The organism is Atopococcus tabaci DSM 17538, assembly GCF_000429585.1.
Lineage (GTDB): Bacteria > Bacillota > Bacilli > Lactobacillales > Carnobacteriaceae_A > Atopococcus > Atopococcus tabaci.
Window position 1 is genome coordinate 1 of record NZ_AUCD01000073.1, and the last position, 11,364, is coordinate 11,364.

Genomic DNA, 11,364 nt, shown 5'->3' on the forward strand with positions numbered 1-11,364 from the left:
CTGATTACTCAGCAATCGTTCCAGCCTCTTGTTTAGGTTTGTTTTACTGATTAACGTTTAACAACGTTAGCAGCTTGTGGTCCGCGGTTTCCTTCTTCGATGTCAAATTCTACTGCTTGACCTTCTTCCAAAGATTTGAATCCTTCTTCTTGGATTGCAGAGAAGTGTACGAATACGTCTTCTGCGCCTTCACGTTCGATGAATCCAAAACCTTTTTCTGCGTTAAACCATTTTACTGTACCTTGTTCCATTATAAAACATCCTCCTCGTGCCGAAGCACAAAAATATTTTTACATTATTGCTTTTGGTACGATTCGGAATGCATTACACAGTTCGTACTTGATACCTCACATAATGTTAAAGTCATTATAGCACGCCCGCCATAATATAACAAGGAGTTTTTCAAATGTTTTATTTTACACCCAGCCGGATTCTCTCAAACTGATGTAAGTTTGTTCCCCAATCACAAAATGGTCCAACACTTCAATCCCCATCATTTCTCCACACTCCACCATCCGTTTTGTGAACGCGTAATCTGCGTCGGAAGGTTCTGGATTGCCAGACGGATGATTGTGGCCCAATATGATACGCGCCGCCGAACACCGGACAGCCGCTTTAAATATCTCTCTCGGGTGAGCAACTGAAGAGTTTAAAGAGCCAATAAAAACCGTTTCTTTTTTGATGATTTCATTTTTGGTATTTAAAAAGATGGCCATCACGTGTTCTTGTTGGTACCCCTGCAGTTCCTCCGTCAGTATCTCTCCTGCTTTCTTACTGGATGTAATTCGTCCGGATTTTATTTGGGATGCTTTAGATATTCTCGATCCTAGTTCAATCGCTGCTTTGATTTCCACTGCTTTGATTTTTCCTATACCTGGTATAGCCATCAGCTCTTCCAACGACGCCTGTTTCAATTGATAAAAGTCCCCAAATGTTTTTAATATGCGCATGGCAAGGTCCATTACATTCGCAGAGCGTGTCCCTGTTCTCAATAAAATGGCCAACAGTTCGTGATCAGACAACGCTTTTTCCCCATAGTGCCATAACCTTTCCCGCGGCCGAGATTGTTCCGGGACATCTTTCATCATCCTGATTGCTACCTTTTCCAATAAAAATACCTCCTTTTCGCTCGTCATTATATAACTACGCAAAAAAGAGGTATTTTCATTTATTTATTGAAACCTTTGAAGAAAGATAAGACGTCTGTTAAATCTTCGTGCACTGCGTAAGCTTTTTCTTTCGCTTCTTTATTCGGAGGAATCAAGTCCGGCACCATCAGGCAGCGGATTCCAGCACTGTGCGCTGCTCGAATACCGTTGAGGGAATCTTCCAATATCCATACATTTTCTTTTGGACAACCCGTTTTTCCCCAAGCTTTCAGAAAAATCTCCGGGTGCGGTTTGGCTTTCTCCACTTCATCCCCTGCCACGATGTCTTGGATATACGGCCGGATACCCGTCCGTTCCAGCAACAGTTCAACCAATTTCCGTTCAGAACTGGAAGCCACAATTCGTTGAACCCCTTCACTCTCCAAATAACGGAGAAGTTCCGGCAGTCCTTTTTTAACCCCGATTGTGTCGTTTCGCATGGCCTCTTTCAATGTGGCTTGGCTGCTCTCAATGAACCGGTTGACAACAAGCGGGTCGTTCCATCGTTTGTGCATCCCTTCAAAGAAATCTGCATCTGAAGCACCGATGAATTCTTCGTAAACAGAATAATCGAAATCCAACCCGAGTGCATCCGCAGCTTTTTGATTAGAGTGATAATAAATGGTCTCGGTGTCGAACATCAATCCATCCATGTCAAAAATAACTGCTTGAAGTGACGTCATTTAATTTATTCTCCTTCGTTCAGCTGCTTCATTTGAGTCAACTGCTCTTCCACAGCTCGTTTTCTTTCTTGGTGGGAAGCTAGTTTTTCACGCTCTTGTTCCACGACACTTTCCGGAGCGTTTTGAACGAATTTTTCATTCGCCAGTTTGCCTTCCGCTCGTTTGACTTCTTTGATCCATTTGTCGAGCTCTTTCTCCAAGCGTTGAATTTCTTCTTCAACATTGACCAATCCACTCAACGGAACAAAGATTTCTGCTCCAGTGACAACTGCGGTTTTCGCTTCTTGAGAAACGTCAAGTTGCTTGTCGATGGTCAATGTTTCCGGGTTACAGAAACGGTCCAAATAAGCTTGGTTGTCCATCAAGAACTGGTGTGTTTCGTCGTTGTTTGGTTTGATCAACAAATCAATCGGCTGTGAAAGCGGACGGTTGGCTTCGGTACGGATGGTACGGACAGAACGGATCACGTCAATCAACATCGTCATGTTCTTCAATGCGGATGCGTCATCAAATTCTTCCCGTGCAGTCGGGTACTCAGCCGTCACCAGTGACACTCCTTCATGAGGCAAGTTTTCCCAAATTTCTTCCGTCACAAACGGCATAATCGGGTGCAACAGGCGAAGCGTTTGATCCAATACGACAGTCAAAATACTCTTCGTCGTGAGCTTTTGTTCTGCGGTGCCGTTGAACAACACCTCTTTACTCATCTCGATGTACCAGTCACAGAAGTCATCCCAAATGAAGTGGTACAATTGACGTCCGGCTTCCCCGAATTCAAATTTCTCAAACAACTCAGTGACTTGACGGATCGTTTCGTTCAACCGTGCCAAAATCCATTTGTCGGCAATGGTTTTTTCTCCGGTCAAATCAATGGCCCCAAAGTTAAAGTCTTCCAAGTTCATGATAACGAACCGGCTGGCGTTCCAAATTTTATTGATGAAGTTCCATGCCGCATCCATTTTTTCATAACTGAATCGCACGTCTTGACCAGGCGCTGAACCATTGGAAAGGAACCAGCGCAGGGCGTCTGCCCCGTATTTGTCGATGACATCCATCGGGTCGATTCCGTTACCGAGCGATTTACTCATTTTGCGGCCTTGTTCGTCACGGATCAGACCGTGAATCAATACGTGTTCAAATGGTCGTTCTTCAGTGAATTCCAAACTCTGGAAAATCATTCGGCTCACCCAGAAGAAGATGATGTCGTAACCAGTGACAAGTGTGTTGGTCGGGAAGTAGCGCTTGAAATCTTCTGCATTCGTGTCAGGCCAACCCATGGTGGAGAACGGCCACAAAGCAGAAGAGAACCATGTATCCAAGACATCTGGATCTTGTGTCCAATTTTCAATGTCTTCCGGTTCTGTCATGCCGACATACATTTCCCCTGTTTCATTATGGTACCAGGCTGGTATACGGTGTCCCCACCACAATTGTCGGGAAATGACCCAGTCATGGACATTTTCCATCCAATTCAAGAACGTTTTTTCAAATCGGTTCGGCACAAAGGTGACTTTGTCTTCGCCTTGTTGGTTTTGAATCGCTTTTTCAGCCAATGGAGCCATTTTAACAAACCATTGCGTGGACAAACGCGGTTCAACCATTACGCCGGTTCTTTCTGAGTGACCGACACTGTGAACCATTTTTTCTATCTTCAATAAACGACCTTCTGTTTCTAGATCTTTTATCACAGCTTTCCGTGCCTCAAATCGATCCATTCCAGCATACTTCCCTGCTTGTTCGTTCATGGAACCATCTGGATTCATTACGTTCAAGCGTGGCAATTCATGGCGGTTCCCTACTTCAAAGTCGTTCGGGTCATGAGCAGGAGTGATTTTCACCACGCCTGTTCCGAATTCACGGTCCACATAATCGTCTGCCACAATCGGAATTTCACGGTTCATCAAAGGCAGGATGACGGTCTTTCCAATCAAGTGGCTGTACCGCTCGTCTTCCGGGTGGACAGCCACAGCTGTATCTCCCAGCATGGTCTCTGGACGAGTTGTGGCGATTTCCACTTCTCCTGTTCCGTCTGCCAACGGATAAGTGATGTGGTAAAAGGCACCTTCCACGTCTTTGTGCTCTACCTCAATATCTGATAGAGCAGTTTGAGCTTTAGGATCCCAGTTGATGATGTACTCGCCGCGGTAAATTAATCCTCGTTCGTACAAAGTGACGAATACTTGACGGACAGCTTCGTTCAACCCTTCGTCCAATGTAAACCGCTCACGACTGTAATCAACGGATAAACCTAGTTTCGCCCACTGCTCACGGATAAATTCAGCGTATTCATCTTTCCATTCCCATACGGTGTCGACAAATTTTTCTCTTCCTAAATCGTAACGAGAAATATTATCTGTCGCCAATTTTTCTTCCACTTTTGCTTGAGTCGCAATACCAGCATGGTCCATTCCCGGCAGCCACAAGGTATCGTAGCCTTGCATCCGTTTTTGACGAATGATGATGTCTTGCAGTGTTGTATCCCATGCATGACCCAAATGTAGTTTTCCTGTCACGTTGGGAGGCGGAATGACAACAGAATACGGTTCCGCTGATGCGTCCTCACTTGGTTTGAACAAATCTTGATCGAGCCACTTTTGATAACGACCCTTTTCAACTTCATTTGGTTGATATTTTGTCGGCATTGATATGTCTTTAGCCATACTTTCTTCCTCCTTCTCTTTGTAAACAAAAAGAGAGCATCCGTCCTTTGATTAGGACGTATGCTCTCATACGCGGTACCACCTAAATTACTTGTTCCATACAAGTCTCTTTAAGAACGGAGATAATGGTCCGTCAATCCAGGCAAAACTACTGCGTTTCACTTTGCCAGCTCACAAGCTACCTTCATTCCGGTGTTGCCAGGGGTTCCCACCTCTTCCCCTTCTCTGAAGACAACTGCCCGAAATTACTCCTCTTGTTCGTCGCTTTTAACTTTTTTCGTCAAAGAGATTGTATCATGGAATCCTTCTTTTCGAAAGAGATTGTTTAAATATTTGCCAAAGCTTGACGGGCAGCGGCTACTGCATTCTCGTAATTTGGTTCCCCGGACATCTCTTCTACAATTTCCCGGTAGACGATTTGTCCTTTTCGGTCCACTACAAATACGGAACGGGCCAGTTTATCCATGTCTTCGATAAACACTCCATACGCTTTTCCGAATGAACGGTTTGCGTCCCGAAGCATATCCATCTTAATTTCTTTTCCAACACACCATTGCTGTTGTTCATCTTTTGTATTCGTTGAAATAGATAAGATACGGACATCGTCTAACTTAGATGCCCAATTATTGAATTCTTCTGTTTGTCTGGAGCAGGTGCTGGTCCCAATATCTGGGAACACACTGATCAAGACCACTTCGCCTTCATAATCTTCTATATGGACGACTCGATCGTTCAATGTGATGGCTTCGAAATCTGGAGCCTGATGTCCTTTTTCAGGGATGTTTCCTGATGTTTGATGCGGCTCGCCTTTCATCTTCACTTCCATTTCGCTCTCTCCTAACATAGTAAGATTTCCTGCCTTTACTATACAGAAAGCAAGCGACGGAAAGCAAACAAAATGCGGGTCGTCCCTGTGGAAAGGACAGTCCGCGGATAGTCGTTTACAGCAAACTTGCAAACAGTTCTTGTTCTTTGGATTCAGATGTTTCACCCGCGTGAATGGCAGTCACTTTGATACCGTCCAACGCTCTTTGAATCAACCCTTCCACATCCAAATGTTCCTCATACTGTTCTGCCTTGCTCACCTGAGGCCGTGTTTTCGGCTTCGGCGGAGCAAAAATTGTGCAGCAGTCTTCGTATGGCTGGACGGACAATTCGAATGTGTCAATTTTCTCAGCGATTTCAATGATTTCAGTTTTATCCATCGACACAACCGGACGAATCATCGGTGTGTTCGTTACTGCATTGATGGCCGCCATGCTTTCCAATGTTTGAGAAGCTACCTGTCCGATGGATTCACCGTTGACGATAGCCAGTCCTTCCCGTTGTTTACGGATTTCGTCTGTCAAACGAAGCATCATGCGCCGGTTGATGGTCATCCCGTAACCTTGAGGGACATGTTTTTTGATTTCTTCTTGAATTTCCGTAAACGGCACTTCAATGAATTGAATCGTCCCAGAATAAACGGCGAGCTTTCCGGCCAAATCTTTTGCTTTCTGCAATGCCTGTGGGCTCGTATACGGCGGGCTGTGGAAATGGACGGCTTCAATTTCCAAGCCGCGTTTTTGTGCCAAGTAACCTGCCACCGGGGAATCAATCCCCCCCGACAACATCAACATTCCTTTTCCGCCTGTCCCCACCGGCAGCCCTCCCGCTCCTTGAATTGTTTCTGTGGAGAGGTAAATGCCTCTTTGACGCACTTCGACTCGAACAACGATATCAGGTTGTTTCATTTGGATTCGAATGGACGGGATGGCTAAAGCGACTGCTGAACCCATTTTTTGATTGATTTCGTTGGTATCAAATTCAAATTCGTGATCCGCTCTGCGGGTATTGATTTTGAAAGACATGCCTTCTTTGTACTGCTTCTTCACCAATTCGACGGCCGCTTCACAAGCAGCTTCCAATGACTTCTCTACTTTCACTACAGGAGAGAACGTTTGAATGCCAAACATCGGACGCAGACGTTCAATGATGGCCTCGCCATCTTCTCCGTTCAGTTTGATATGGAGTCGGTCTCGGTTGCCCACTACTTGAACTTCAGGAAAATCTTTCAACGCTTGACGGATGTTGGTGGACAACTTTTTAATGAAGTATTTTTTGTTTTTTCCTTTGGTCGATAGTTCACCGTATCGAACCATAATTTCTGTATACTGCATGTCAGGCTCCTTTCTGTTTTCTTGCTTAATTGATGTAAGTGAATTGTTCATACACGTTGTTAAATACAGTCATAAATTCTTCGGCTTCTTCCAACGTATTGTCTGGTGAGAGACTGACACGGACGGCGGTTTGCGCCACTTGCTTGGGCACATTCATCGCTATCAAACTGCTCGCTTCCACTTGACTGCGGCTGGAACAAGCGCTGGTCGTAGAGACATAAATCCCTTTGTCTTCAAGCGCATGGACAACCACTTCTCCACGGATATCTTTTATGCCAAAGCAGACGATGTGCGGCGCTCCTTTTTCAGGAGAAAAGACGGTCACTTTTTTCTTTTCCTTCAGCGAATTCATTAAATAGGAACGTATTTCCATCATTTTGTTGGCATTCGTTTGAATAGGTTCCATTGTCATTCGGAACGATTTGGCCATTGCAGCAATCGCTGGAACATTTTCGGTTCCGCTTCGTTGGCTGCTTTCTTGTCCTCCGCCTGTGATTAACGGCGCGAGGCGACGCCCTCTTTTGATGTACATAAATCCCGTTCCTCTTGGAGCATGGAATTTATGTCCAGAGAATACAGCCATGTCAATCCGGCTGTCTTTTCCTAATTTCAACGGAACTTTCCCAACTGCTTGGACCGCATCCACATGAAAGTGAACGGAAGGATATTCCCGCAACACTTCGCCAATTTCTTCAATCGGTTGAATACTCCCCACTTCGTTGTTCACTGCCATGATAGACACCAATACAGTTTCCGGACGCACAGCTTTTTTGACGTCATCGGCCGAAACTTCGCCCTTTTCATTGACAGGAAGGTACGTGACCTCCCAGCCGAATTGTTCCAACTGTTCCATACTCTCACGCACTGCCGGATGTTCTACTGAGGACGTGATGATATGGTTTCCGTATGGTTTTTTCTCCAAAGCGGTACCTTTGATGGCCCAGTTGTCTCCCTCTGTTCCTCCGCTGGTAAAGTAAATTTCCTCATCCGTCACTCCCAGCAATTGAGCGATTTGCAGACGCGATTGATGAAGCAAACGCGACGAATGCTCGCCCAATTGGTGCAGACTAGAGGGATTTCCAAAAAATTGCTCGCTGACTTTTTGGTATGTCTCTAAAGCAGACGGGGAAATTTTAGTAGTGGCACTGTTATCAAAATATATCATGCGGCCTCATTCCCTCCTAATAGTGTTTCTTTTTGTTTTCAATCGACTTAAGCTCATTTACAAACTTCTCTATTATATCAAAATCGCCTTCGATTACAAGGTGCTTTCCACATAAAATCAGACAAGCAAAAAGGCTGAAACGGTTCAGCCTTTTGTCTTGTCCAAGTGTATTTTCATTTGTGTTGAATGGTTACATTCCTTCATTGTACTGCTGGTAATTTGCTTTGATTTCTTCAAAAGCGCCCGGTTCAATTCTTTCCAACTCTTGCACCAATACATTTAACGCTGCATCGTAATCAAACTCTTCACGGAAATAATAGCGGCTCTGTTGGATAGCTTCTTCAACATTTTCACTTTCTGACCGGTGCCGGTTGATATAAGGCATCGTCAATTCGGTCAGCCGGACCGTGTCAATCAATTGATCGGTTTCGGCCTCAATTTTTTGCACTTCCTCTTCACACAGCCGTTCCAGCTCACGCGCTTTTTGGATATCCATCTGCAACTGACTCAATTCAATGGCCAATTCTTCGATGCGGTCTGTGACATAGAAAAACAAATCTAAATACTGTTCCGGCAGTCCCGGGAGGTGGTGCATTTCAATTTTTCTCTTCACTGCCCGCATACGAAGTTCCATCTCATCTACGTGTTGTTTTATTTCCTGTTCTTCTTGACGCAGATGCTGCAAGTCTTCATATGTTTGCTCTTGATCGTCATTGATTTGTTCCAACTGTTCAAAAATGTCTTCCAACCGCTGTTGAACTTCAGAAAAAATCATCGGAAAGTCCGAAAGATTTTCTTGGATCAGTTCAAACTCTTGCTGATTTTTCTCCAGTTTTTCTTTCGATCGTTCTCCCGCCGAAGCCAACTCTTCAGACAGCACATAATTTTGGCCTATACGGTCCGTTTCAATCCGCAACCTCCTGTTTCTCTCCGCCAAGTAATGGAAAGCTTTTCGAAGGTTCATTGCTTCTTTTCTGACCGTCTCTTTCGCTTGGACTTCTTTTTCCATTTTCTCGTAGAGGTCACCAATGCGGTCATCAATGGCGTCGTTGTTGGATGCCGCTTCTTCCAGTGCCAACCTTCCAATCAGCTGCTTAGATACCGTCAACTGCTCCTCCAGTTGTTGAATGTCTTCCAAGATTGTGTCGTCAGGGAACTTCATGTCCTGCTTCCGCAGCATCTCATACCCTTTTCTCAGCTCTTTCAAGTCTTCTGGAAACACCTTATCCAATACTTCCAACTCTTCTGGGATGACATCCAATTGGTGCTCCATCTTCTCGATGTCTTTATCCAATTGATCCAACACTTGTCGGCCGGCCATATGATCGCCTTCGGAAGTGTAGGCGAAAAAAACAGATGACTGTTCTTCCATTTCACTTAAACGATTCTCCAGTTCTTCCAATGCCGGACCAAATGTAAAGCTCTGCGTCAACAGTCTTTTTCGCAATTGTTGGTACCTTTGCTGTGTTTGCTCCGCTAACGTTTGATTCTCCATTGGACGGCGAAGCAACTGTTCAAGCTCCTTCTGGATTTGTTCGATATTCCCCGTCACAGAAGAAATGGTTTCATGAGCGGTTTCTTCCGCTTTTTTCGCTTTGGAGAAACGCAGCAAATCCACTGACTTTTCCGCTTCAAAAAGATGATTTTCAATAGACGGCATCTCTTGAGTTTCTACCCGGTTCCATCTGTGAAGCAGTTTCTTAAATTCTTCTTCTGACTTTCCTGACAACGTCAGCCGATCTCCTTGTTGAAATTGTTCATTCAGCGATCGCTGTCCCAATTCTTTCTTTTTCTCTTCCATAGCATCAATTACACGATAATGCCGCGTCTTCATAATATACGCAGCCACATATCCTATAATGAACAGCACGAGAATGATTACAATAATTCCTTCCACACCCATGGGTTACCTCCAGCAAATTTCTAAATATGTTGTTGTTTTTTTATTTACGATACTGTACTTTTTAATGCCACTCAACCATTATAACAAACATTCATTACTTATGTTATACTGTACTATAAAATACTAATTGAATTTTTGAGGTGAATAAAATGACACACACATCTGCACCCACTTTGTTGAACCGTCAGCTGAAAGCCATACTTGCTGACGAGCAGAATTTGATTGCCAACTTGAGCAATGCTTCCGCCTTGTTGTTCGAACATCTTGACCAAATAAACTGGGCCGGGTTCTACCTATATGAAGAGGAAAAAAACGAACTCGTGCTTGGCCCGTTTCAAGGAAAAGTCGCCTGCATTCGGATTGGGAACGGCAAAGGTGTCTGCGGTACGGCATTCCAATCAAGAGAAACCATCGTAGTACCTGATGTCCATGAATTCCCAGGACATATCGCCTGCGATGCGGCCAGCCGATCAGAAATCGTTGTTCCGCTCCGCATTGATGACAAATACATCGGCGTCTTGGATATCGATGCTCCTATTCCAAACCGTTTTTCGGATGAAGATAAGAAAGAATTGGAAGCATTCGCAGAAATTTTGACCTCTCACCACTCTTCCGCAGAGTAATCATCAGAAGAATACTTGACACCACCAGGCATGAAAGCTATAATAGCAAGAGTGTAAAATAATGCAGCAAGGAATGGTATCCGCGTCAACAGTCAGTTACCTGCAAGCAATCCGCTTGTAGATAGTGCAATTGTGTAACCCGCGGCTGCATAGGGCGAAGGTTGAAAACTGACTGCACGTAATGCTGAATTCCTGAGGATTATTTTACTCCAAAAAAATTATTGGAGGAACATTATATGTCACGTTATACTGGACCATCTTGGAAAAAATCACGTCGTTTGGGAGTTTCCCTTTCTGGCACAGGTAAAGAACTAGACCGTCGTCCGTACCCACCAGGACAACACGGACCAACTGCTCGTATCAAACTTTCTGAATACGGATTGCAATTGCGTGAAAAACAAAAATTGCGTCACATGTACGGTTTGAACGAACGTCAATTCTTTAACTTGTTCGTTAAAGCGGGCAAAATTAAAGAAGGTAAACACGGTGAAAACTTCATGCGTTTGTTGGAACAGCGTTTGGACAACGTTGTCTTCCGTATGGGTCTTGCTTCTACTCGTCGTCAAGCTCGTCAGTTGGTCAACCACGGCCACATCACTGTTGACGGCAAACGTGTAGACATCCCATCTTTCCGCGTTGAAGTTGGACAAGTGATTGCTGTTCGCGAGAAATCTAAAAACATGCAAATCATCAAAGACTCTGTTGAAGCACTCTTCGGCCGTCCAGAATACATTTCTTTCGACGACGAAAAATTGGAAGGTTCTCTAACTCGTCTTCCATTGCGTGAAGAAATGCCAGCAGAAATCGATGAGTCCTTCATCGTTGAGTTCTACAACCGTTAATCGTTCTAAATTTTATTTAGACATTTTAAGAGTCGGGAATGTTGTTTTGGTTCTATAATATTTGGTGTTGGTGAATCAAATGGTTCACCGGCACCTTTTGTGTGTTTAAAATGTAAAAAGGCCAGTGAACCCCTATAATTAAGTTACCACAACCAAACGATAGGAGGATTCACATGACCCA

At 44.4% G+C, this 11,364-nt stretch carries 10 protein-coding genes and 1 other annotated feature; of the genes, 2 read left to right on the plus strand and 8 right to left on the minus strand.

Features of this window, described 5'->3' with window-relative positions; all coding sequences use genetic code 11:
- Positions 1–50 precede the first annotated feature (50 nt).
- The 8 genes from G470_RS0109790 to G470_RS0109825 all read right to left on the minus strand — a co-directional run bounded on the left by G470_RS0109790 (position 51) and on the right by G470_RS0109825 (position 9,718).
- On the minus strand, positions 51–251 hold the full coding sequence (locus G470_RS0109790) for a cold-shock protein (RefSeq protein ID WP_028274134.1): 201 nt from the start codon (positions 249–251) through the stop codon (positions 51–53).
- Positions 252–416: 165 nt separating this feature from the next.
- Entirely contained in the window at positions 417–1,085 is a 669-nt protein-coding gene (gene radC, locus G470_RS0109795) for a RadC family protein (protein ID WP_028274665.1), read from the minus strand.
- 83 nt (positions 1,086–1,168) lie between these two features.
- Positions 1,169–1,831: an HAD family hydrolase gene (locus tag G470_RS0109800; protein WP_028274666.1), complete on the minus strand. Its 663-nt coding sequence runs from the start codon at positions 1,829–1,831 to the stop codon at positions 1,169–1,171.
- 5 nt (positions 1,832–1,836) lie between these two features.
- Complete coding sequence (locus G470_RS0109805; protein ID WP_028274667.1) at positions 1,837–4,491, minus strand: valine--tRNA ligase; 2,655 nt, start codon at positions 4,489–4,491, stop codon at positions 1,837–1,839.
- A 49-nt stretch (positions 4,492–4,540) separates the two neighbouring features.
- Positions 4,541–4,762, minus strand: a binding site (T-box leader).
- 54 nt (positions 4,763–4,816) lie between these two features.
- On the minus strand, positions 4,817–5,317 hold the full coding sequence (tpx, locus tag G470_RS0109810; RefSeq protein ID WP_035445542.1) for a thiol peroxidase: 501 nt from the start codon (positions 5,315–5,317) through the stop codon (positions 4,817–4,819).
- Positions 5,318–5,432: 115 nt separating this feature from the next.
- A complete protein-coding gene (gene thiI / locus G470_RS0109815) occupies positions 5,433–6,650 on the minus strand; it encodes a tRNA uracil 4-sulfurtransferase ThiI (protein WP_028274669.1) in 1,218 nt (405 codons plus the stop codon).
- A 25-nt stretch (positions 6,651–6,675) separates the two neighbouring features.
- Positions 6,676–7,815, minus strand: a complete 1,140-nt coding sequence (locus G470_RS0109820) for a cysteine desulfurase family protein (protein WP_028274670.1) — start codon at positions 7,813–7,815, stop codon at positions 6,676–6,678.
- A gap of 190 nt (positions 7,816–8,005) precedes the next feature.
- Positions 8,006–9,718 carry a septation ring formation regulator EzrA gene (locus G470_RS0109825; protein WP_028274671.1) on the minus strand — a complete coding sequence of 571 codons (1,713 nt, stop codon included), beginning with the start codon at positions 9,716–9,718 and terminating at the stop codon, positions 8,006–8,008.
- A gap of 149 nt (positions 9,719–9,867) precedes the next feature.
- Between G470_RS0109825 and G470_RS0109830 the strand changes: the two genes are divergently transcribed.
- Both G470_RS0109830 and rpsD read left to right on the plus strand, forming a co-directional pair.
- Entirely contained in the window at positions 9,868–10,341 is a 474-nt protein-coding gene (locus G470_RS0109830; RefSeq protein WP_028274672.1) for a GAF domain-containing protein, read from the plus strand.
- Between the two features lie 236 nt (positions 10,342–10,577).
- Positions 10,578–11,183: a 30S ribosomal protein S4 gene (gene rpsD / locus G470_RS0109835; protein WP_028274673.1), complete on the plus strand. Its 606-nt coding sequence runs from the start codon at positions 10,578–10,580 to the stop codon at positions 11,181–11,183.
- The last annotated feature ends 181 nt before the right edge of the window (positions 11,184–11,364 follow it).

Bases quoted from the DNA above. Each gene is read 5' to 3' on its own strand.
- G470_RS0109790 (WP_028274134.1), bottom strand. From the start codon at position 251: ATGGAACAAGGTACAGTAAAATGGTTTAACGCAGAAAAAGGTTTTGGA.
- radC (WP_028274665.1), bottom strand. From the start codon at position 1,085: ATGAAAGATGTCCCGGAACAATCTCGGCCGCGGGAAAGGTTATGGCAC.
- G470_RS0109800 (WP_028274666.1), bottom strand. From the start codon at position 1,831: ATGACGTCACTTCAAGCAGTTATTTTTGACATGGATGGATTGATGTTC.
- G470_RS0109805 (WP_028274667.1), bottom strand. From the start codon at position 4,491: ATGGCTAAAGACATATCAATGCCGACAAAATATCAACCAAATGAAGTT.
- tpx (WP_035445542.1), bottom strand. From the start codon at position 5,317: ATGGAAGTGAAGATGAAAGGCGAGCCGCATCAAACATCAGGAAACATC.
- thiI (WP_028274669.1), bottom strand. From the start codon at position 6,650: ATGCAGTATACAGAAATTATGGTTCGATACGGTGAACTATCGACCAAA.
- G470_RS0109820 (WP_028274670.1), bottom strand. From the start codon at position 7,815: ATGATATATTTTGATAACAGTGCCACTACTAAAATTTCCCCGTCTGCT.
- G470_RS0109825 (WP_028274671.1), bottom strand. From the start codon at position 9,718: ATGGGTGTGGAAGGAATTATTGTAATCATTCTCGTGCTGTTCATTATA.
- G470_RS0109830 (WP_028274672.1), top strand. From the start codon at position 9,868: ATGACACACACATCTGCACCCACTTTGTTGAACCGTCAGCTGAAAGCC.
- rpsD (WP_028274673.1), top strand. From the start codon at position 10,578: ATGTCACGTTATACTGGACCATCTTGGAAAAAATCACGTCGTTTGGGA.